Origin of the sequence: Caballeronia sp. AZ10_KS36, from assembly GCF_023631105.1 — a bacterium.
Lineage (GTDB): Bacteria > Pseudomonadota > Gammaproteobacteria > Burkholderiales > Burkholderiaceae > Caballeronia.
This window is the reverse complement of record NZ_JALQDQ010000050.1, coordinates 19488-41020: the sequence shown is the minus strand read 5'-3', so window position 1 is coordinate 41020 and position 21533 is coordinate 19488. Positions and strand designations below refer to the sequence as shown.

Here is a 21533-nt window from a genome sequence, read left to right as displayed (position 1 = left end):
TTATAGATGACGAAACATTCGGCATTTGACGCCGTTTTTTGCCCGCCGCACTCTTGCGCCGGATACATAGCGGATGCGGGAAAAGCAGCGAATGCAGGAATCGACGCCCCATAACACTGGACGACTCGCCTTCGATGTCGTCGTGATCGGCGGCGGGCTCGTCGGCATGGCGATCGCCTACGGGCTCGCGCGCGGCGGCCAGCGCGTGGCCGTCTGCGACGGCGCGGATGCCGCGTTTCGCGCGGCGCGCGGCAACTTCGGCCTCGTGTGGGTGCAGGGCAAGGGCGGACGATGCCTGCCGTATGCGCAGTGGTCGCGCGAATCGTCCGAACGCTGGGGCGCGTTCGCCGCGCAGTTGCGCCGCGAAACGGGCGTCGAGACGGGGTTCGAGCGGCCGGGCGGCATCGAGCTATGCGAGACGGTCGAAGAACTCGAAGCCGGCCAGCGCCTGCTCGAATCGCTGCGCGCGCAGGACGCCTCGCTCGACTATCACGTGCTCGACCGCCACGCGCTCAAGCAGCGCATTCCGGCGGCATCCAGCGCGCTGGCGGGCGGCCTCTATTCGCCGAACGACGGCCACGCGAGTCCGCTCTACTCGCTGCGCGCGATGCAGCAGGCGTTTCAGCGCCACGGCGGCGTCTACCTGCCGCGCAACGAAGTGCGCGAGGTCCGTCCGCGCGCGGGCGGTTTCGAGGTGGCCGCCGCGTCGGGCGTGCTGGACGCGGGGCGGGTCGTGCTCGCCGCCGGTCTCGACAATCTGCGTCTCGCGCCGATGGTCGGCATGCACGCGCCAATCACGCCGCTGCGCGGACAGATCATGGTGACGGAGCGCCTCGCGCCGTTCCTTGACTATCCGACGCTCGTCGTGCGGCAGACGCCCGAAGGCTCCGTGCTGCTCGGCGACTCGGCCGAGCACGCCGGTTTCGACGACGGCCAGACGCGCGCCGTCATGGCCGACATCGCGCGCCGCGCCCGCACGGCGTTTCCGGTGCTCGCGCACGCGCGCATCGTGCGGGCGTGGGGCGCGCTGCGGATCATGACGCCCGACGGCCTGCCGGTCTACGAGGAATCGCGCGCGCATCCCGGCGCGTTCCTCGCCATCTGTCACAGCGGCGTCACGCTCGCCGCCGCGCACGCCGACGTCATCGCGCCGTGGATCGCGGGCGGCGCAAAGCCGCCGGTCCTGCAGCCGTTCGTCGCCACGCGCTTTTCGAATTCGACCGATGCACACCATGTTTGAACCTCTCACCGCTCGCCCTGCCGCGACTGTCCGCATTCATATCGACGGCGCCGCGCGGCACGTTCCGAGCCATTACTCCGTCGCGGCCGCGCTGCTGGAAAGCGGCCAGGCCGCTTGCCGCGCGACGCCCGTCACCGGCGCGGCGCGCGGCCCGTTCTGCATGATGGGCGTGTGCTTCGACTGCCTTGTCGAAATCGACGACGTGCCGAACCAGCAGGCGTGCATGACGCGCGTGCGCGAAGGCATGCGCGTGCGCTCGATGGCCGGCCGCGCGAGGCTCGCATGACGCAGACGACCTGCGATCTGCTGATCGTCGGCGCGGGGCCGGCCGGCATGGCCGCCGCGATCGAAGCCCGCGCGGCGGGCCTGTCCGTCGCCGTCGCCGATGAAGGCGAAGCGCCCGGCGGACAGATCTATCGCAATGTCGCCGCATCGCCGCTCGCCGACGCACGCGTGCTCGGCGACGACTATGCGGCGGGACGCGCGCTCGTCGAACGCTTCGTCGCAAGCGGCGCGCGGCATCTCGCGCGGTGCGTCGTCTGGCAGATCGCGTTCGAAGAGGGCGTCGTCGCAATGCTCACGCGCAGCGCAAACGGCGCGGAAGCGGGCGGCACGCTGGAACTGAAGGCGCGCGCCGTGCTGATCGCCACCGGCGCGCAGGAGCGTCCGTGGCCGGTGCGCGGCTGGACGCTGCCGGGCGTGATGGGCGTCGGCGCGGCGCAGACGCTTTTAAAATCGGCGGGACTCGCGCCTTCGCAAGACGCGGTGCTCGCGGGCAGCGGACCGCTGCTATGGCTCTTCGCTTCGCAACTGATTGCGGCGGGGCGCAGCGTTCGCGCCATTCTCGATACGACGCCTGCGGGCGCGTTCAGGCGCGCGCTGCCGCACGCCCTGCCCGCGCTGCGTGCCGCCGACTACCTCGCCAAAGGCCTGCGCATGATGCGCACGGTCGCGAAAGCCGGAATCGCCGTGCATCGCGGCGTGAGCGATGTGTCCATCGAAGGCGAGACCGAAGCGCAACGCGTGCAGTTTCGCGATGCACGCGGCGCGCGCCATGCCATCGATACATCGCTCGTGCTGCTGCATCAGGGCGTGATTCCGTCGACGCAACTCGCGCGCTCGCTCGGCTGCGAGCACGAGTGGGACGCGGCGAGCGCCTGCTGGCGTCCGCGCACCGATGCGAGTGGCCGCAGCAGCATCGACCGCGGGTGGATTGCCGGCGACGGCGCGGGCATCGGCGGCGCGAAGGCGGCCGCGCACGCGGGCACGCTCGCGGCGCTCGACATCGCGCGGCGGCTCGGTGCCATCGACGACGCGACGCACGCCGCGCAGAGCCGCCCGGCGCAACGCGCGCTGCGCCGCCACCTCGCGGTGCGCCCGCTGCTCGACGCGCTCTACACGCCGCCCGCCGCGCTGCGCCGTCCCGCCGACGGCGACGTGATCGTCTGCCGCTGCGAGGAAGTGAGCGCGGGCGAGGTCCGCCGTATCGCGGCGCTCGGCTGCCAGGGGCCGAATCAGATGAAAGCGTTCTCGCGCTGCGGCATGGGGCCGTGCCAGGGCCGCTGGTGCGGCGCGACCGTGGGCGAACTGATCGCCGACGTGCAGCAGCGCAGCGTCGGCGATGTCGGCTATTACCGCATCCGCGCGCCGATCAAGCCGGTCACGGTCGAACAACTGGCCGATTCCATCACGCTCGACGACGACTTCGCTCGCGGCGACTTTCCCAGCTAGTCAACCACACCACACGGAGCCAACACGATGACCCCACACTCGAGGAAGATTCTCGCCGCCGCCGCGCTCGCCATGATGACGGCGGCCGCCTCTTTTTCCGCGTCCGCGAAGGAATGGAGCACCATCCGCATGGGCGTCGATCCGACGTATCCGCCGTTCGAATCGGTCGCCAAGGACGGCGCGGTGCAGGGCTTCGACATCGACCTCGGCAACGCGCTCTGCGAGCGTCTCAAGGCGAAATGCGTCTGGGTGCAAAGCAGCTTCGACGGCCTGATTCCGGGCTTGCAGGCGCGCAAGTTCGACGTGATCCTCTCGTCGATGGCGGCGACGGCCAAGCGCCGTGAGCAGATCGACTTCACGGACCGGCTGTATCGCAATCAGACGCGCCTCATCGCCCGCGCCGATGCGCACTTGCTCCCCGAAGCCGCGAAGCTCGCAGGCAAGCGCGTCGCCGTGGAGCAAGGCACCGTGCAGGAGACGTATGCACGCGAGAAATGGGCGGCCGCAGGCGTCGAGGTGGTGCCGTATCCGAGCTACGATCAGGCGTACGCCGATCTCGTGGCAGGCCGGGTCGATGCCGTGTTGATGGACGCCGTGCAGGGCCAGCTGGGCTTTCTCGCGACGCCGCGCGGCAAGGGCTTCGCGTTCGCGGGCGACGTGGTGTATGACCCGAAGATCATGGGCGACGGCGACGCCGCCGGCGTGCGCAAGTCCGACGCCGACCTGCGCGACGCGCTGAACGGCGCCATCGCGGGCATGCTGCGCGACGGCTCGTATCGCAAGATCGAGGCGAAGTACTTCGACTTCGACATGTACGGCAAGTAACCGGCGAGGCGCGCGTGGCGCGTTCACGCCCGCGCGCCGCTCTCCCCGAACGCGAAATGGCGCCGGCGCGGCCCGCCCGCGCGATGCATCGTCAGCGCGACGATCTCGCGCGTGGGAATGCTGGTCGCGAGCGTTGCGACCTGCCTCGCGCTGAACCACTCGCAGCGCGTGATCTCGTTGCGCGGCAACGGAATCGCGAGGTCGCCGATCACCGCGCCGAACACGTGATGGTGCTTGTTCGCGCCGCCGAACAAAAACAGATACCGCAGTTCGCCGACGACCAGTCCGGTCTCTTCCTCCAGCTCGCGCCGCGCCGCCTCTTCCGGCGACTCCTTGCGCCAGATCGTGCCGCCCGGCAACGCCCAGCGCGAACGCTTGCGCGCGACGAGCAGAATCTTCGTGTCGCGCGTGCAGATGATGGTCGCTCTCTCTTTCATCGTCGTCGGGCGTTCCGGCTTGGCAGCAGCGCGCGGCGGCACATTGGCGCCGCGCCGATTTCCTTGCACAATCCGTTAGCCATAACCATGCCGCGACGCGCGGCGTCTAACCGAACGGGCCCGCAAGTCGCCGGTAGCCCGCCGACGCAGACTAAACTAGCTGCATCAAACGGAGACAGCATGGTCGAGCCTTCGCAGTGGGACGTTCTCGTAGTGGGCGGCGGCATCAACGGCGCGGGCATCGCGCGGGATCTGGCCGGGCGCGGCGCGCGCGTCATGCTCGTCGAACAGGACGATCTCGCGCAGCACACGTCGTCCGCGAGCACCAAACTCATCCACGGCGGTCTGCGCTATCTGGAATACCGCGAATTCGGGCTCGTCCGCAAGGCGCTCAAGGAACGCGAGGTCCTGCTTTCCATTGCGCCGCATCTGATCGCGCCGCTGCGCTTCGTGATGCCGCACGTTCCCGCGCTGCGCCCCGCATGGATGATCCGCGCGGGCCTCTTTCTCTACGATCATTTGAGCCGCCGCGCGGTGCTGGAAGGCTCGCGCGGCGTCGATTTGCGCACGCATTTCGCGGGCGCACCGCTCGTCGATTCGATCACGCGCGGCTTCATCTATTCCGATGCCGCCGTCGACGACGCGCGGCTCGTCGTCCTCAACGCGCTGGACGCGCAAGAACGGGGCGCGCAGATCGCGACGCGGACGCGCTTCGTGGCGGCATCGCGGGGCGAGCGGGAATGGCGGGTCGAACTGAGCGATGCGTCCGGTCATCGGCGGGAAGTGGCGGCGCGCGCCATCGTCAACGCGGCGGGTCCGTGGGTCGGCGCGCTCGCCGCCGGCGATTCCGCCGCGCGCCCGATGCGGCTCGTGAAGGGCAGTCACATCGTCACGCGCAAGCTGTTCGATCACGATCACGCGTACATCCTGCAAAACGACGACCGGCGCATCGTGTTCGCGATTCCGTGGCAACGCGAGTACACGCTGATCGGCACGACGGACGTCGACTATCAAGGCCCGCTCGCGGACGTGCGCATCGCCGACGACGAGATCGAGTATCTGTGCGCCGCCGTGAACCGCTATTTCCGCAAGCCGGTGACGGCCGCGGACGTCGTCTGGTCGTACGCAGGCGTGCGGCCGTTGCTGGCGGACGGCGCGGACGATGCGGCTTCGGCCACGCGCGACTATCGGCTGGAACTCGATGCGCGCGGCGCGCCGCTCGTCACCGTGCTGGGCGGCAAGATCACGACGTATCGCCGGCTCGCGGAAGAAGCGGCCGAGCAGCTCGCCGCGCCGCTTTCGCTGACAGCGCCTGCGTGGACGCACGCCGCGCCGCTTCCCGGCGGCGACATGCCGAATGCGGACTTCGCGCGTTTTTTGAAAGCGTTTCGCGAGCGGCATCGCTTTCTGCCTGCGGAGCTGGCCGAACGCTATGCGCGCGCATACGGCACGCGCGCCGACGCCATGCTCGATGGCATCGACACGATTTCCGCCATGGGACCGATGCTCGCGCCGGGACTCCATGCGGCGGAAGCCGCCTATCTGGTGGCTCACGAGTGGGCGCAAACGGCCGACGACATTCTCTGGCGCCGCACGAAGCTCGGCATGCACGCTAGCCCGGCCGACGTCGAGCGGCTGAGCGCGTGGCTCGCCGCGCGCGATCGGAATCAGCGCGATGCGCTGCGCAACAGCCCCGCGAGCGCAAAGCCCGCGCCGAGCGCGACGTAAGTAAGCGCGAGCTCCTGATTCGACAAGTGCGCTTCGTAGCCCGGCGTCAGGCGCTTGGGCACGACATGGTAGTCGACGACATACGCGACGGCGCTCGTCGTGGCCGCGGAAGCCGCAACCTTCGCCGGCGACGGACGGCGGCCGCAGAGCGTTTCGAACAGCACGCCCCAGAAGACCGCGCTGCCCAGGTGAATGCCTGCGCCCGTTCCCGTGTATCTCGCGCTGACACGCTCCTCGCGCGGCGCGGTATCCGGCCATAGACAATGCGTGACCGCGTTCATCACCGCATAGGGACGATGCCCCGACTTCGCCGCCAAGGCCGCGGCGACCGCAGCCGACGCGAGTCCCGCCGCGCCGCCCGAAGCAAGCGCGCGCATCAGTGCGCTATCCGATCTCGAATACATGCGTGCTGCCTCCGCTCAAGGGGTGTCTAACTGCTCTTGTTACCCGGCTCGCGAACGCGCGTCGAGTACGTGTCGTTGCCGCACTTGGGGCACTTCGACTTCGGGCACTTCGGAATGGTGTGGCCTTTCGTGACATGCGTCGAATGATGGCACCTGGCGCAGCGGAAATCGCCGGTCTTCTCGGCCTTCTCGCCTGAATGCGCTGACATGGTTGCCTCCGCTTCGGACTCCATGCTTTCTATGTCTTCAGCAAGCGTTATTCCGATTGATGGACACCTCGCGGCACAGCGATTGCGCGTCATCCGTTACGCGCGGTGAAGCGCGTTTCCCTCGCTAAGGAGCACGTGATGACCGAACCCGCTGAACATTTGTTGGACTGGCTACGCGATGCGCACGCCATGGAGCAGCAAGCCGAACAGATGCTGCGCGCGCAATCCGGCCGCCTCGAAAACTATCCGCAACTGAAGGCTCGTATCGACCAGCATCTGGAAGAAACGCTCGGGCAGCAGAAGATCGTGCAGGAATGTATCGAGCGCCTCGGCGGCTCGACCTCGATCATGAAGGACCTGACCGCGAAGATGATGGCCTTCGGGCAAGCCGCCGGCGGCATGACGCAAACCGACGAAGTGGTGAAGGGCGCGATCATGAGCTATGTGTTCGAGAACCTCGAGATTGCGTCGTACACGTCGTTGATCGCGGCAGCCGAGCGTTGCGGCGACGCGCAGACCAAGGCCGCCTGCGAGCGCATCCTTCCGCAGGAACAGGCGATGGCGCAGTGGCTGCTCGAACATATTCCGTCCATCTCGACGCAATATCTGGAGCGTTCCGCCGCAGGTCAGGAAGCGAAGAAGTAAGCGACGCGTGTCGCGACCGTTGAGTGGCACGCCCGTTGCTGAAAGGAAAACGCCCGCCCGTTCGTATGTCCGAGCATGCGACGGGCAGGCTTCACTCGATACCGCGGCAACTCCACGCCGCATCACGCCAGCGCGAATCTTCTGCGCTGAGGCTCGCAGCAGCACGACTGCAAGTGACGTCACGACGCCCTCACTGTCGCTGCGAGTTAGAAGCCTCTTGAAACCTCGTTCGGGTGCCGCTTGCGCCGCAAGCGCCGCTCGTCCATAACCAGGAGCCGTTGATATGTTCGTACATAACAAACGCCTGCAATATACCGTCCGCGTGGCAGCCCCGAATCCCGGCTTAGCCAATCTGCTCCTCGAGCAGTTCGGCGGCCCGCAAGGCGAGCTTGCCGCCGCCATGCGCTACTTCACGCAAGCTGTGACCGAAGACGATCCGGGCCGCAAGGACATGCTGTTCGATATCGCGACGGAAGAGATGAGCCACCTCGAAGTGATCGGCAGCATCGTCGCGATGCTGAACAAGGGCGCGAAGGGTGCGCTCGCCGAAGCGGTGGAGCAGGAAGCCGAGCTGTATCGCTCGATGACGGGCAACGGCAACGATTCGCACACGACCGCGATTCTGTACGGCGCGGGCACGCCGCTCACGAACTCGGCCGGCGTGCCGTGGACGGCGGCGTATATCGACACCATCGGCGAGCCGACGGCCGACTTGCGCTCGAACATCGCGGCGGAAGCGCGCGCAAAGATCGTCTATGAGCGGCTCATTAACGTGACGGACGATCCCGGCATCAAGGACGCGCTCGGCTTCCTGATGACGCGTGAGATCGCGCATCAGAAGTCGTTCGAGAAGGCGCTGCACTCGATTCAGCCGAACTTCCCGCAAGGCAAGCTGCCGGGCGTGCCGGAGTTCACGAGCGTGTACTTCAACATGTCTAAGGGCGACGACGCACGCGGCCCGTGGAACGAAGGCGGCGATTGGAAGTTCGTCGAGGACCCGCAGCCCGCAGTCGATGGCGGCGACGGCACGGCGACCGTGCAGGTGTCGGAGCAGGACGTCGAGACGCTGCAGGCGATGGCTGCCCGCACCGCGTCCGACCCGACGGCCGATCCGACGACCGGCGCGGACCTCGGCGCAGGACAGGCAGTGAGCAAGTAACGGTAATTGCAGGACGCCGGCGTCGCTGAATGAGCAGCGGCGCTGGCGAGATTCCAACGCCGTTCATGGACGGTTCATTCAATGTAGCACTTTTGTCAACGTGGAGTTTAGTTATGCCAACTGTCACTTCGAAGGGAACGGTCGCCGTTCATCGCAGCCCGGTGGACTGGCTTGCAGGCGCGCTCGTCATTATCGGCGCGCTGAACTGGGGCCTCGTCGGCCTGATGAATTTCGATCTCGTCGCGGCCATCTTCGGCGCGGGATCGCCGGGCGCGCGCATCGTGTATGTACTCGTGGGACTGGCAGGACTGTATTCGCTGATCCGGGCTTTCATGCCGGCGCGCGAGCATGGCCTTGCGCATCACTGAACGGCGCGCCGCGCGTGTGTCAGCGCGCGGCGCACCTTTCGCGTCACATCGTCATCGCGCGGTACAGAGATGCGCGTTGACCTTGACGGGCGCTGCATTCTTCTCGAACGGCGGTTGCGGCACGAAGCTCTGAATCACGCCGGGCCTGAAAATCAGGCAATACGTGGAGCCGCCGTACTGGAAGTAGCCCAATTCGTCGCCCTTTTTCACGCGCTGGCCGGGCAGTGCATCGATCATGCACGAGGACACGTCCGCCATGCCGATGAATACGCACGCCACCTCGCCGATAGCGGGGTCGTCGCTCTCGATCACGACCACCGCCCGCGCCGCCACCGCGCTGATGTAGCCTTGCGAGTCGTTCAGGCTGCTCGGCTCTTCCCCTTCGGATTCGGCGTCGGAATAGTAGGTGCCATCGACCAGATACGACTTGGTGATGTTGCCGCTTACCGGCGCATGCCAGCGGTGATAGTAGAACGCGCTCAAGAATGCCTGATAGATTGTGCCGCCGACGAAGCGCTTCGCCAGTTCCATCTCCTTCGCGGTGAAAATTTCCTGTAGCGAGTAAGGCTGCGACTTGATCCAGAACGAGTCCTGGAGTTTGACGTCGTGCTTGATCGCATAAGGCGATGCCTCGCATGCGCTCACGATAACCTTGTCGTTATCCGGCTCGGCGACGGGCCGCGCGCCGGGCCTGAACTCGCGCGTGAAGAAGTGGTTCCACGACGAGAAGCCCCAGTAGGGCTTGTCCGGATCGCACAGAAACTGCGAGAGGCCGATTTCCTTATCCGCCTCGGGACTGAACCAGCCGTTCGGCGACGACGTGTTCAAATGCGTACGCGAATACGGCCCGCTCAGGAAACCGGACCACACATTCAGAATGCGCTTCACATGCCTGTTGAACGCGGGGTCGCGAAAGAGCGAGTAGCCCGAAGGCATCACCATCGGCCAGTCGAGCAATGCGTTCACCGGGCAATGAATCAGGCTCTTTTCGCTGAAGGGCGGCGCGTAGGTGAGCATGGCATCGAGCAGGACCACGAATTCGTCGATGTCGGCGTACGCGAGTTCGTAGCCTTCTTGCTTCGCCTGCTCGATGGCGCTCGTGAATTCCATCCGCACCACCGGATCTTCCCGTATGAAGGCGGCGAATTCTTTGACCACGCTATGCATCTCGGCCTTGCCGGCGCGCTCGCGTGCATGGGCCGCGAAGTTTCTGCGAAAGCTCGCGATCGCTTCCTCGCCGTCGGGCAGCCAGCCGCCCAGTCGTCGCTTTTCCTTCGTCATGTGTCTTGCCTCCGTGGCTTGCTGTAGGTCTCGCGAACGCAGCACCTCGCATGCCGCAATCTTTCGAGGCTTACCACGCAAGCAAACCGGTCAGCTCGCGCAAGCGGATGGTTTCGAGTTGCCGGACGGCTTGCCGGATAGCAGTGGAGCGGCCAGCGTCCAGCCGGCCCGCCGTCAGGCGTTCGAACTTGGCATCGATCGCGCTCCAGTCCATCGGACGCGTGTGGAAGCCTTCATAGTCCGCTTGCTCGCCGCCGATGATCGCGTCGTTCGTCATCACGATCTGCATCGACACCGGCATTTCATCCGGAATGCGATTCGTATAGTCCGCGTTCGGCGCGACGTTCACGCGTCGCAAAAGGCTCTGCACGTCGTCGCGCCGTATGCGCTCATCGGCGAACTGCGCGGGCCACACTTCGCCGTCGAGCAGGGCGACGGCGATCAGATACTTCAGGTTGTGATCGGCCTGCTCCTTGGTCCAGCACTGATCCTTCGGACCATATGCGCCGCCGCCCAGCACCTGATACGCGCCGTCCGCCACCTGCACGTTCACCTCCGCGATCTTGTGCGCATCGATCTCATGCTGCTTGCGCAAGCGGATGGCGAGATCCACGGCGCTTTGCGACTGGAACTCCGCGTTGTGCTTCTTGATGGACACTCGATGCGGCGCGTCGAGCCGTTCGCGGCACCAGTCGAGCGGCCGCTCGGCTCCGGTGAGGTGAAAAAGCCCCATCGGTCCTTCGAAGACGCCCATCGGGCCGGTGATGCCGTTGCGCGCAAGGAAGGTGTTGAGAAGCGCGCGGCTCGCCGCTTCGCCGGATGCGAGTCCCTTCCACTCCGACACCGGCTCGGCCTGAATCGCGGCGAGCGACACCGCGCCGACGCCCGCGAGCGCGAGCGCCTGCGCGCAGCGCCATTCGTCGAGCGCGAGAAGGCTCGACGCGCCCGCCGCCACCGAGAATGCAAGCGGCGTCGTGTAATTGATGCCCGCGCGCATCGTGGGTATGTCGAGCAGGCGCGTCTGCACCTGATACGCGATGGCGAGCGCCGTGAGAAACGCGGCGCCGGTCGCATCCGCATATTCGCCGGCTGCGACGAGCGCGCCGATGTTGTCCGCGGGATGGCAGACCTCGCCGCGAATCGCCGTGTTGTCCATGAAGTCGAGATAGCGGACGAGGCAGCCGTTATACAGCGCGGCCCGGTCCGGCGCGCCGCATCCGCCGCCGATGAACGTGACGAGCGGCGGGCCGCCGAACTCGGTCGCGAGGCGGCGCACCTTCAGCATCGGCGGATGTCCGATCGCACCGATCGCGCAGCCGAGCGCATCGACGATGCTGCGCTTGAGCCTGTCGAGCGCCGCGTCGCCGATATCGCCGATATGCACGCGGCCGATGAACGCGGCAAGCCGTTCGGTCATCGACGGTTGCTCTGCTATGTCGTTCGCCGTCGCCACCATGACGGTTCCCCTATTCCTCTTGGCAATGGCTGCGTTCGAGCATTGCACGTACCACTCGTCACGGCGGAATGCGGTTTGCTTGAATGTTCGCGCTCAGGCGCGACGCGTGCGTCCGGGCGCCGCACCTTCCTCCGCTTCCTAAGAAGAGGTAAATCATGAGTGACCCCTTCCCCTTTCCGAAGTCTCCCGCCAACGACGTCTCGCGAAGAAGCAAACCCACCGCCGTCGCTCGCGGCCTCGGCTGGTACAGCCTGGCGCTCGGCGCAGCGCAACTGCTCGCGCCGAGTTCCGTCGCGCGCGCGGCCGGCGTGCGCACGAGCCCGATGCTGATGCGCCTCTATGGTCTGCGCGAGATCGCCTGCGGCATCGGCATTCTCGCCTCGCGCGATCCCACGCCGTATCTGTGGGCGCGCGTCGGCGGCGACGCGCTCGACATAGCCACGCTCGTCACGGCATCGGACAGAACGAGCCCGCGCGCACTGGGCGCGCTGTTGAACGTGGCGGGCGTGACCGCGCTCGACATTCACGCGGCCACGGCGCTCTCCTCCCACGCCGAAGACGAGCGTCGCGAAGCGCAGTTGCGCGGGCAGCGGTTCGCCTCGATGTATCGCAACCGCAGCGGCTTTCCGCGCTCGCCGGAAGCCATGCGAGGCACGGCGCTGCGCGACTTCGAAACGCCGCGCGACATGCGCGCGCCCGACGAGATGCTGCCGTACACGCATGCGCAGTACAAAAAGGCGAAAGGCGCCTGACGCCCGCCGGCAAGACAACTTTCCCCACCATCGAAGCACGCGCGAATACGCGAAGGAGTCATCGTGGACATGTCATCCTGCTCGCCCTCCATCACGACGATGATCCGCATGGATCACACGCACGTCATGGCGGCGTTCCATCGTTACCATGCCGATAGTCCGTGGTGGCGCAAGCGCGCCATCGTCGAGCTGGCCTGCACGGCGCTCGAAATTCATGCGCAACTCGAAGAAGAGATCTTCTATCCCGCGCTCGCCGAAGCAATCCCGGGCGACGACACGCTGGAAAAGAGCAAGCCCGAGCACGACAAGATGCGCGAGGACATTGCGAAGTTGCGCGCGATGGGCCCGGACGACGCGTCCTACGATGCCCGCTTCATGCAGCTGATGCGCGAGGTCATTCACCATGTGGCCGACGAAGAGACCGTGTTGTTGCCGACGGCCGAGCGCGCGCTGGCTTCGCGATTGTCGGAACTCGGGCAGCAGATGACGAAGCGCAGGATGCAACTGGTCGCGCAGAAGCGTCCCGCATCGATTGCGGTGAACACGGTCGGCACGTTCCCGCTGGCTTCGCTCGCGCTGATATCGCTCGGTACGCTTGCCGTCGCGCAAATGCTGCGGCCGTCGCCGTCGCGCCGGGCGAGGGACTACGCGTAAGGCTGCGGCACTTATAAGACAAAAAAAAATACGCGCCGCGGATGCGGCGCGCTCGTTCCTGCTCAGGTAGCGACGACGAGTGTGGGGACTCGTCAGCCAGCCGCCTTCACTTCCTCGGCCATCTGCGTCTTCGCGAGTTGCGTGAGCTTCTCGTCGGTGGACTTTTCTTCCTGCAACGTTTCGAGCAGCAGGTTCATCGCTTCTTCCTGGCCGAGCTGCTTCGCCAGCGTCGCAAGCGTGCCGTACGTCGCGATCTCGTAATGTTCCACCTTCTGCGCTGCTGCGATCAGCGCGGCATCGCGAATCGGGCCTTGCTCGAAGTCTTCGATCTGCTCCTGCCCTTCCTCGACGAGCCCTTCCATCGCCACGCACTTGATGCGCTTGAGCTTGACGCCGCACAGTTCGACCACCTTGTCGATCCGTTCGATCTGACCGTTGGTTTCTTCCAGATGCTGCTGGAATGCCTGCTTCAGCTGCTCGTGCGTGCTCGCGCGTGCGAGCTTCGGCAGCGCCTTCGTCAGTTGTTTCTCTGCGCTATAAACGTCGGACAGTGCGTGAATGAACAAGTCCTGCATAGTCTTCGATGCCATCGATGCCTCCGTTTCAGGGTGAGTGGGTTCGCACCGGCCGGTGGGCCAGCCGCGCATGTCTATCGCGCAATCGCCATTCCAGTCTCAGACGCGCGGCACTTCGAGGGGCAGCGCGCGCTTGTGGCGCGTCGCCATGTAAAAGCGACGTATGGTCGTAAGCACGTCTTCACTTACGTCCTTGCCTTCGAGAAAGTCGTCGATGTTCTCGTAGCTGATGCCGTAGCTGTCTTCATCCGGCTTCTGCGGCGTGAGCGTTTCGAGGTCCGCCGTCGGCACTTTCATCACGAGCCGATCGTCCGCGCCCATCGACCGCGCGAGCGCGCGCACGCGGCGCTTCGTGAGTCCCGAGAGCGGCAGGATGTCCGCGCCGCCGTCGCCGTACTTCGTGAAGAAGCCCATCAGCGATTCCGCCGCGTGGTCCGTGCCGATCACGACGCCGCGCCGCGCCCCGGCTATCGCGTACTGCGCGATCATGCGCTCGCGCGCCTTGATGTTGCCGAGAACGAAGTCTTCCTGGAAATCGTCGGTGTATTGCGCGCCGCCTTGCTTGAGCGCCGCCATCATTTCGTCCGACGGTCCCTTGACGTTGACCGTCAAGGTCTCGTCCGGGCGCACGAATTCGAGTGCGGCCTGCGCGTCGTCTTCGTCACGCTGCGAGCCGTAAGGCAGCCGCACCGCTACGAAGTGCGCCTCGTAGCGGCGCGCGCGCAGCCGCTCGACGGCGAGTTGCGCGAGACGCCCGGCCGTGGACGAATCCACGCCCCCGCTGATCCCGAGCACATAGGTTCGCAGTCCCTGCGACGTCAGATAGTCGGACAAGAAGGCGACGCGCCGCTCGCGCTCGGTATCGGCATCGAAGTCCTGGCTGACACCCAGCTCTTGAGCGATCTGCTGTTGCCACTGCCTCCATTCGCTTTGGCTCTGATCCATCTTCGTCCCCCAACGGTTTGATCAATGTCTCGGCAGACGGTCGAAGTAATGCTCGAGGCGCGAGATGGCGTAGAGCGCCGCCGAGCGCCGAACTTCGTTGCGTTCGCCATCGAAGACCTTCGTCTCGCTGAACGTGACGATCTGGCCGTCGCGCAGCTTGTACGACCATGCAAAGCATTGCGTGCCCGCTTCGGGGCCGTCGCCGGGCGGGGCATCGGCCACGCCCGTGTTCGAAACCGAGACGGTCGCGGAGCAGCCCTCCTGCTTCAGCGCGCCCTCCGACATCTCGCGCGCCACTTCCTCGCTCGTGAGGCCGTATTGCTTCATCGTCTCCTCGCGCACGCCGAGAAAGCCGGCCTTGCCCGAAGGCGAATACGTGACGAACCCCACGTCGAGGCAACTGCCGCTGCCCGGCACTGACGAGATGAGCGACGCGATGTAGCCCGCCGTGCACGATTCGGCTGTCGCAAGCACCAGGCCGCGCGAGGTGAGGAAAGAAACGACTTGTCGTGGTACGTCCATGTTTACTGTCTCCTTGTTCCCGCTGCCAATGAGCTTGCAGGCAAGTGCAAAGCAATCGCTGCACCAAAGAGCAACCGTTCGTCCATGGAATGTCTATTGCTTCGTCCGATCCACACGTCCCCGAAGCCGTATGAAAACGATAATCCGAACAGTCGAAAAAAACGGCCATGCAGAGCGCTCTTAGTCCGGCAGGCATTCAGGCAAGCCGCGTCCTTGAGCTATGGCACCTCACGCTCACTGTGTGCTGCGTGGTGTTCGCCTGCGTGCTGCTCGCGTGCCTCTTCGCGCTATTGCGCGCGCCGCGCGGCAATCAGACGACGCCCGCCGATATGACGAAGCGCGAGCGGCCGGAGCGCGGCATCAACCGCTTCGTGATCGTGGGGACCGTGTTGTCGGCGCTGGGGCTCGTCGGCCTGCTGGTCGCCGATGTCGTCACGGATCGCGCCTTGTCGCGGCTTCCGGTCGACAACGCGCTGCATGTGGAGATGACCGGCTATCAATGGTGGTGGCAGGCGCGCTATGCGCCCGAAGGCGGCGCCGATGGATTCGCGGTGGCGAACGAGCTCCATGTGCCGGTTGGCCGGCCGGTGGTCGTGTCGTTGAAGGCCGCAGACGTTATACATACATTCTGGGTGCCTAATTTACATGGCAAGAAGGACATGATTCCCGGCCAGGACTCGACCATCACGTTTCGCGCCGACCGCGCGGGGACGTATCGCGGGCAGTGCGCGGAATTCTGCGGCTACGAGCACGCGATGATGGCGTTCTCGGTCGTGGCCGATCCGCCCGATCAATATGCAGCGTGGGCCGCGCGGCAACGGCAGACGGCGAGCACGTCGAGCGACGCCCTCGCGATGCACGGACGCGACGTCTTCCTGAACGGCGACTGCGCCCGCTGCCACACCGTGCGCGGCACGCCGGCCAACGGCTCGGTAGGTCCTGACCTCACGCATCTGGCAAGCCGGCAGACGATAGCGGCCGGCACCATCGTCAACAACGCGCACAACCTCGCGGCGTGGATCACGAATCCGCCCGCTCTCAAGCCCGGCGTCATGATGCCGGCGACGCAACTCGCCTCCGGCGATCTCCAGGCCCTCGTCGTCTGGCTCGGAACTCTCAAATGAGCGCGCCCGCTTCTTCCCGCTTCGGCCCGGCCGATGACAACGGCTCCCGTCCCGTCGACGGCCCGCACGCCTCGCCCGCCGTGCGCGAAACGCTTGCCGCGACGTGGAGCGATCCGCCCGGTTTCATCGGCGCGCTTTCTGCAATCAATCACAAGACGGTGGCGCGCCGCTTCATCGTGACGACGTTCGCCTTCTTCGTGCTCGCCGGGCTTCTCGCGCTCGCCATGCGCATGCAGCTCGCGCGGCCCGATCTGCGGCTGATCGGCCCGAACCTGTACAACGAACTTTTCACGATGCACGGCACGACGATGATGTTTCTCTTCGCCGTACCGGTGATGCAGGCCGTCGCGGCGTATCTCGTGCCGCTCATGATCGGCGCGAGAAGCGTCGCGTTTCCGCGCATGAACGCCTACGCGTACTGGGTGTTTCTCTTCGGCGGCATCCTGCTGTTCGCCTCGCTTGCGGTGAACAGCGCGCCGGCCGCCGGCTGGTTCAGCTACGTGCCGCTCGCGGGCCCCGACTATTCGCCGGGCAAGGGCTCCGACATCTGGGCGCAGATGATCACGTTCACGGAACTCTCGGGCCTCATCGAAGCGGTCATTCTCATCAGCACCATCTTCAAGATGCGCGCGCCCGGCATGTCGCTCAACCGCATGCCGCTTTTCGTGTGGGCCACGCTGGTCACGCAGTTCATGGTGATCTTCGCGATGCCTTCGGTCATGCTGTGCAGCACCGCGCTCATTCTCGACCGGCTGGTCGGCACGCATTTCTATAACCCGGCGAAGGGCGGCGACGTGCTGCTCTGGCAGCATCTCTTCTGGTTCTTCGGGCATCCGGAGGTCTATCTCGTCTTCATCCCGCCGCTGGGCTTCATCTCGTCGATCATTCCGACCTTCGCGCGCCGCCCGGTGTTCGGCTATCCCGCGATGGTGCTCGCGCTCATCGCCACCGCGTTTCTCGCGTTCGGGCTGTGGGTGCATCACATGTTCGCGACCAATCTGCCCGAGCTCGGCAAGAGCTTCTTCACGGCGGCGAGCCTGACCATTGCGATTCCGTCGGCCATTCAGATCTTTTGCTGGATCGGCACGCTCTGGACCGGCCGCCTGAATCTGCGCACGCCGCTGCTCTTCGTGCTCGCCTTCTTCTTTATTCTCGTGATGGGCGGGATGACCGGCATCATGGTCGCCTCCGTTCCGCTGGACCTGCAAGTACACGACACGTACTTCGTCGTCGCGCACTTGCATTACGTGCTGCTGGGCGGCGCGGTCTTCCCGCTCTTCGGCGCGTTCTTCTACTGGTTTCCGAAGTTTGCGGGCCGCATGCTGTCCGAGCGGCTCGGGCGCTGGCAGTTCTGGCTGTTCTTCATCGGCTTCAACGTCACCTTCTTCCCGATGCATCTGCTCGGCCTGCAGGGCATGCCGCGCCGCGTCTGGACGTATCCGCAGGGGCTCGGCTGGGACGGCATGAACCTCATGTCGACCATCGGCGCATGGATCATCGCGGTGAGCGTGCTGCTTTTCATCGTCAATGTCGTGCTCACGCTGCGAAGCAAACAACCCGCGCCTGCCGATCCGTGGGGCGCGGGCACGCTCGAATGGAGCGTGCCGTCGCCGCCGCCGCCGCATAACTTCGATGCGATTCCGGTCGTGCACGGGCGCGATCCGCTGTGGGAACCGGCGGGCGAGCCGCGTTTCGTCGGCGGACTGGCTGCCGATGCGCGCGAAGTGCTCATGACGAGCGTGCTCGATGCGAAGCCGGATCATCGACCGCTCTTTCCGTCGCCTTCCATCTGGCCATTCATCAGCGCAGTGGTGACGACGATCCTCTTCATCGCCTCGATCTACTCGCCGTGGGCCATCGTGTGGGGCTCGCCGCCGGTCGCCGCGGCGATGATCGCGTGGTTCTGGCCGAAGCGATCGAGCAATGCGTTTGCAGCCGCACGGGAGCAGCGCCCATGAGTACCGCCAGCAACCTTCGGAACGCGCAGGCGCGCCCCGACGAAGCGCACGCCTCCGAACTTGACGTGCGCGGGCTTCCGACGTTCGCGTTCGGGCATCGCAGCGTCATGTGGTGGAGCACGGCGGGGCTGATGCTGATCGAAGGCACGGTCTTCGGCATCGCGGTGATGATGTACTTCTATCTGCGCACGCATGCGCCCGCCTGGCCGATGGCCGCGTCCGCGCCCGAGTTGCGCTGGGGCACGCTCAATACGGTGGTGCTGCTCGCCAGCATGTTGCCGAACCAGCTCGCCAAGCGCGCCGCCGAGCGCTTCGACCGCGGACGCGCGAAGCTGTGGATGACGGTGTGTCTCATCGCGACCATCGTGTTCATGGTGCTGCGCGGCTTCGAATTCGCGACGCTCAACGTCAGTTGGTACACGAATGCCTACGGCTCGGTCGTGTGGCTGCTGCTCGGCCTGCACACGACGCACCTCGTCACCGATTTCATCGATACCGCCGTGCTGACCGTGCTGCTATTCACCGGCCCGTTCGAAGGCAAGCGGTTCGTGGATGTCAGCGAGAACGCCGTGTACTGGTACTTCGTCGTACTAAGCTGGCTGCCGATCTACGGCGTCATTTACTGGGCGCCCCGCTTTTGACTTCCGACCATGCTCACCTGGCCCGCCCTTCTCTTCGCACCATCCGTCCTGCTCGGGCTATTGAGCGTGAACTACGCGCTCGTCGAGCCGTCGTGCCATTTGCAAAGCATGCTCCTGTTGCACGGCATAAGCGTGGCGAGCCTCGCGGTGAGCGTCATTTCGACACTGCTCGCCTTCGGGCGCTGGCGCAGCGCGCGGCGAGAAGCCGATCCGTCGGCGCCCACGGTGCGCTCGCGCGAAGGATTCATGGCGGTCGTGGCGACGGGAGTGGGCACGCTCTCGTCGATCGGCATCATCTTCATCTCACTACCGCAATGGCTGCTCTCCGCTTGTTGACAAGGACGGCGGCGGGCGTCGCCGCCCTCACGTTCGCCGATGCCGCGTTCGCGCACGTGGCCCTGGCTGACACGAGCAGCGTCCCGGCGAGCTTCGGCTGGACGTTCGAGCCGTGGGTCGTCGCGTGTCTCGCGTTGAGCATCGGGCTGTATCTCGCGGGCTACGCGCGGCTTCGCGTGCGCGGCGCGCGCGGACGGCGCGACCGCGCGCTGCGTCTCGTCTCGTTCGTGACCGGCTGGATCGCGCTCGTCATCGCGCTGGTGTCGCCGTTGCATACGTTGAGCGAGGCGCTCTTTTCTGCGCACATGCTTCAGCACGAGATCTTCATGCTCGTGGCCGCGCCGTTGCTGGTGATCGGCAGACCGCTCGCGGTGTGGCTGTGGGCCTTTCCTCCGCGTGCGCGCCAAGGCATCAGCGCCGCGACGCGCAGCGCGTGGATCAACACGCCGTGGCGATGGCTGACGATGCCTGCCGTCGCGTGGGTGCTGCATGCGGCGGCCTTGTGGTGCTGGCACGCGCCGCGCTTTTTCGAAGCCGCGCTGGCCAGCGAAGGAATTCATACGCTGCAACACGCGAGCTTTCTCGGCACCGCGCTGCTCTTCTGGTGGACCGTGTTTCGTCCCGCTTCAGAGGACGGCTCGCGTTCCCACAGCGCGCACGCGATGCTGTCGCTCTTCACCACGATGGTCCACACGGGCGCGCTCGGCGCGCTGCTGACGCTCGCGCCCGAGGTCTGGTATCCGTCGCTCATCGAACGCACGCTCGCGCTCGGCTTCGATCCGCTACAGGATCAGCAACTCGGCGGACTCGTCATGTGGGTGCCAGGCGGTCTCGCCTATCTCGTCGGCGGGCTGCTGGTCGGCGCGCGCTGGCTCACGAGGCGGCCTGCATCGACGCTCGCGCCCGCCACGTCCGCCTCGCCCGCCGCGCGCCCTGCGGCGTCAACCACTCGCCTGCGGGCGCACGAGGAGTCCTGAGATGCGCTCGTTCACGAGAAGACGCCTGCGCAGATCGCTTTCGATGCGAGGCATCGCGGCCGCATCGCTCGTCATGCTCGTGGCGATGGCGGAAAATGTCGCGGATGCGGCGGAACAGGCGCCCTCGCCCGAATTGATCGCACGCGGCGCGTATGTCGCGCGAATCGGCGATTGCGCCGGTTGCCACACCGCGCCCAAAGGCGGCGCGCCGTACGCGGGCGGGCTCGGCGTCAATTCGCCGTTCGGCACCATCTACAGCAGCAACATCACGCCCGATCCGGAACTCGGCATCGGCAAATACAGTTACGAAGATTTCGTCCGCGTGATGCGCGAGGGCGTCGCGCCCGGCAACAAGGGACTGTATCCCGCGATGCCTTACGCGTCCTTCGTGAAGATGAACGAAGACGACTTGCGCGCGCTCTACGCGTACATGATGCACGGCGTGCCGCCGGTGCATTACAAGCCGCCGCCGACGGACGTGTCGTTTCCGTTCAACCAGCGTTGGGCGCTGCGCGTGTGGCGCTGGGCTATCGCGCCGAAGAAGGTCTTCGAGCCGCGGCCCGAGCGCGATGCCACAAGGAATCGCGGCGCGTATATCGTGCAGGGACCCGGCCACTGCGGGGCGTGCCACACGCCGCGCGGACTTGCGTATCAGGAGCGCGGCTACGACGAATCGTCCAAGACATATCTCTCGGGCGCGGTCACCGACAACTGGTACGCAATGAACCTGCGCGGCGATCCGGGATCGGGACTCGGGCGCATGTCGACAGAGGAGATCGCATCGTTCCTGAAGACGGGTCATGGCGGCGACAAGACGATCGCGTTCGGCACCATGGTGCAAACCATCGAGGACAGCCTGCAGTATCTGAGCGACGACGATCTCACCGCCATCGCCACGTATCTCAAGACGCTGCCCGCGACCGGCGCCGCCGATGGCACGTTCGACCCATCGCTCGCGCCGCCGGGGCGACTCAAGACGCGCGCGCCGGACACCCCGCCGGGTCAGGGCGCGGCCGTCTACGCGACCTTTTGCGCGCAATGTCATCTCGATACCGGACAGGGCGTGCCGAAGGCATTCCCGAGGCTCGCGGGCAATCCTGCGGTCATCAGCGAGGACACGACCTCGCTCATCCGGCTGATTGTCGAAGGCGGCAATAGTCCGGACACCCAACACGGGCCACCACGGCAAAACATGCCGGGCTTTGCGGGCCGTCTGTCAGATTTGCAGATCGGACAGGTGCTCTCTTACATTCGCTCCTCGTGGGGAAACGACGCACGGCCTGTCACGACCAACGACGTCGCGTCCTTTCGTAGCAAGATACACAAGTAACATCAGTTACAACTGCGGGTAAATGATGCACATCGTCGAACCATTCAATCAGACAAGCTTGCCGACCAGATCATCGGACAAAAAGACTTCGTTCCACTAAATACGGCTTGCATTTCCTTACGTTTCGCTTTGAGCCTTCTCAAGCTTTTTGGCTTATCCTAAACTCTTGCTTACGAGTAAGAGCGAAACGTGGACCTGTGGATTCCGAGATCGTCTTCGGGGGAAGACGACCACAG

At 65.6% G+C, this 21533-nt stretch carries 24 protein-coding genes; 16 read left to right on the top strand and 8 right to left on the bottom strand.

The annotated features are described in order from the left end of the window. Positions 1-91: 91 nt before the first annotated feature. From NCR35_RS28800 to NCR35_RS28785, 4 genes are read left to right on the top strand one after another with little or no spacing between them, the layout of a single operon-like run. On the top strand, positions 92-1240 hold the full coding sequence (locus NCR35_RS28800) for an NAD(P)/FAD-dependent oxidoreductase (protein WP_250537312.1): 1149 nt from the start codon (positions 92-94) through the stop codon (positions 1238-1240). Continuing rightward, entirely contained in the window at positions 1233-1526 is a 294-nt protein-coding gene (locus NCR35_RS28795; RefSeq protein WP_244851269.1) for a (2Fe-2S)-binding protein, read from the top strand. The genes NCR35_RS28800 and NCR35_RS28795 overlap by 8 nt, the downstream gene beginning before the upstream one ends. Continuing rightward, complete coding sequence (locus tag NCR35_RS28790) at positions 1523-2971, top strand: FAD/NAD(P)-dependent oxidoreductase (RefSeq protein WP_250537311.1); 1449 nt, start codon at positions 1523-1525, stop codon at positions 2969-2971. Before NCR35_RS28795 ends, NCR35_RS28790 begins: the two co-directional genes overlap by 4 nt. A 27-nt stretch (positions 2972-2998) precedes the next feature. Continuing rightward, positions 2999-3796 (top strand): ABC transporter substrate-binding protein, encoded by a 798-nt coding sequence (locus NCR35_RS28785; RefSeq protein WP_502801736.1) that lies wholly within the window; start codon positions 2999-3001, stop codon positions 3794-3796. A 23-nt stretch (positions 3797-3819) separates the two neighbouring features. Here NCR35_RS28785 and NCR35_RS28780 read toward each other — a convergent pair whose 3' ends face one another. Beyond that, a complete protein-coding gene (locus NCR35_RS28780) occupies positions 3820-4233 on the bottom strand; it encodes an NUDIX domain-containing protein (protein ID WP_250537310.1) in 414 nt (137 codons plus the stop codon). A 180-nt stretch (positions 4234-4413) separates the two neighbouring features. Here NCR35_RS28780 and glpD point away from each other — a divergent pair, with 180 nt between their 5' ends. After that, positions 4414-5961 (top strand): glycerol-3-phosphate dehydrogenase, encoded by a 1548-nt coding sequence (gene glpD / locus NCR35_RS28775; RefSeq protein WP_250537309.1) that lies wholly within the window; start codon positions 4414-4416, stop codon positions 5959-5961. On the opposite strand, the gene NCR35_RS28770 is transcribed toward glpD, so the two are convergent. After that, a complete protein-coding gene (locus NCR35_RS28770; RefSeq protein ID WP_250537308.1) occupies positions 5901-6365 on the bottom strand; it encodes a hypothetical protein in 465 nt (154 codons plus the stop codon). The genes glpD and NCR35_RS28770 overlap by 61 nt on opposite strands. A gap of 26 nt (positions 6366-6391) precedes the next feature. Further along, positions 6392-6598 (bottom strand): zinc ribbon-containing protein, encoded by a 207-nt coding sequence (locus tag NCR35_RS28765; RefSeq protein WP_284503367.1) that lies wholly within the window; start codon positions 6596-6598, stop codon positions 6392-6394. Between the two features lie 114 nt (positions 6599-6712). Between NCR35_RS28765 and NCR35_RS28760 the strand changes: the two genes are divergently transcribed. The 3 genes from NCR35_RS28760 to NCR35_RS28750 all read left to right on the top strand — a co-directional run bounded on the left by NCR35_RS28760 (position 6713) and on the right by NCR35_RS28750 (position 8746). Then, positions 6713-7219, top strand: coding sequence for a ferritin-like domain-containing protein (locus NCR35_RS28760; RefSeq protein ID WP_175943696.1), 507 nt, complete (start codon positions 6713-6715; stop codon positions 7217-7219). 283 nt (positions 7220-7502) lie between these two features. Continuing rightward, complete coding sequence (locus NCR35_RS28755) at positions 7503-8378, top strand: manganese catalase family protein (RefSeq protein WP_244851279.1); 876 nt, start codon at positions 7503-7505, stop codon at positions 8376-8378. Positions 8379-8491: 113 nt separating this feature from the next. Further along, positions 8492-8746, top strand: a complete 255-nt coding sequence (locus NCR35_RS28750) for a DUF378 domain-containing protein (RefSeq protein ID WP_175943701.1) — start codon at positions 8492-8494, stop codon at positions 8744-8746. Between the two features lie 51 nt (positions 8747-8797). On the opposite strand, the gene NCR35_RS28745 is transcribed toward NCR35_RS28750, so the two are convergent. Together NCR35_RS28745 and NCR35_RS28740 are read right to left on the bottom strand one after the other, a co-directional pair. Further along, entirely contained in the window at positions 8798-10027 is a 1230-nt protein-coding gene (locus NCR35_RS28745; protein WP_250537306.1) for a phosphatidylserine decarboxylase family protein, read from the bottom strand. A gap of 70 nt (positions 10028-10097) precedes the next feature. Then, positions 10098-11444 (bottom strand): MmgE/PrpD family protein, encoded by a 1347-nt coding sequence (locus NCR35_RS28740; RefSeq protein WP_250537305.1) that lies wholly within the window; start codon positions 11442-11444, stop codon positions 10098-10100. Between the two features lie 194 nt (positions 11445-11638). Between NCR35_RS28740 and NCR35_RS28735 the strand changes: the two genes are divergently transcribed. Both NCR35_RS28735 and NCR35_RS28730 read left to right on the top strand, forming a co-directional pair. Then, complete coding sequence (locus NCR35_RS28735) at positions 11639-12235, top strand: hypothetical protein (RefSeq protein WP_244851284.1); 597 nt, start codon at positions 11639-11641, stop codon at positions 12233-12235. A gap of 69 nt (positions 12236-12304) precedes the next feature. Then, positions 12305-12889: a hemerythrin domain-containing protein gene (locus tag NCR35_RS28730; protein ID WP_250537392.1), complete on the top strand. Its 585-nt coding sequence runs from the start codon at positions 12305-12307 to the stop codon at positions 12887-12889. 92 nt (positions 12890-12981) lie between these two features. Here NCR35_RS28730 and NCR35_RS28725 read toward each other — a convergent pair whose 3' ends face one another. The 3 genes from NCR35_RS28725 to NCR35_RS28715 form a co-directional block, all read right to left on the bottom strand. Further along, the gene (locus NCR35_RS28725) at positions 12982-13479 is read right to left on the bottom strand and encodes a YciE/YciF ferroxidase family protein (protein WP_250537304.1); all 498 of its coding nucleotides are present in this window, start codon (positions 13477-13479) and stop codon (positions 12982-12984) included. A gap of 84 nt (positions 13480-13563) precedes the next feature. Further along, a complete protein-coding gene (nadE, locus tag NCR35_RS28720) occupies positions 13564-14409 on the bottom strand; it encodes an NAD(+) synthase (RefSeq protein ID WP_250537303.1) in 846 nt (281 codons plus the stop codon). Between the two features lie 21 nt (positions 14410-14430). After that, the gene (locus NCR35_RS28715; protein WP_250537302.1) at positions 14431-14931 is read right to left on the bottom strand and encodes a CinA family protein; all 501 of its coding nucleotides are present in this window, start codon (positions 14929-14931) and stop codon (positions 14431-14433) included. A gap of 167 nt (positions 14932-15098) precedes the next feature. Between NCR35_RS28715 and coxB the strand changes: the two genes are divergently transcribed. The 6 genes from coxB to NCR35_RS28685 are packed head-to-tail and all read left to right on the top strand — an operon-like array spanning position 15099 to position 21297. Continuing rightward, complete coding sequence (gene coxB / locus NCR35_RS28710) at positions 15099-16055, top strand: cytochrome c oxidase subunit II (protein WP_250537301.1); 957 nt, start codon at positions 15099-15101, stop codon at positions 16053-16055. Beyond that, the gene (gene ctaD / locus NCR35_RS28705) at positions 16052-18013 is read left to right on the top strand and encodes a cytochrome c oxidase subunit I (RefSeq protein ID WP_250537300.1); all 1962 of its coding nucleotides are present in this window, start codon (positions 16052-16054) and stop codon (positions 18011-18013) included. Before coxB ends, ctaD begins: the two co-directional genes overlap by 4 nt. Further along, on the top strand, positions 18010-18654 hold the full coding sequence (locus NCR35_RS28700; protein ID WP_244851294.1) for a cytochrome c oxidase subunit 3: 645 nt from the start codon (positions 18010-18012) through the stop codon (positions 18652-18654). Before ctaD ends, NCR35_RS28700 begins: the two co-directional genes overlap by 4 nt. 9 nt (positions 18655-18663) lie before the next feature. Then, entirely contained in the window at positions 18664-18990 is a 327-nt protein-coding gene (locus tag NCR35_RS28695) for a hypothetical protein (RefSeq protein ID WP_250537299.1), read from the top strand. After that, on the top strand, positions 18969-19967 hold the full coding sequence (locus NCR35_RS28690) for a cytochrome c oxidase assembly protein (RefSeq protein WP_250537298.1): 999 nt from the start codon (positions 18969-18971) through the stop codon (positions 19965-19967). The genes NCR35_RS28695 and NCR35_RS28690 overlap by 22 nt, the downstream gene beginning before the upstream one ends. Before the next feature lies 1 nt (position 19968). Beyond that, positions 19969-21297 carry a cytochrome c gene (locus tag NCR35_RS28685; protein WP_502801735.1) on the top strand — a complete coding sequence of 443 codons (1329 nt, stop codon included), beginning with the start codon at positions 19969-19971 and terminating at the stop codon, positions 21295-21297. Positions 21298-21533 lie beyond the last annotated feature (236 nt).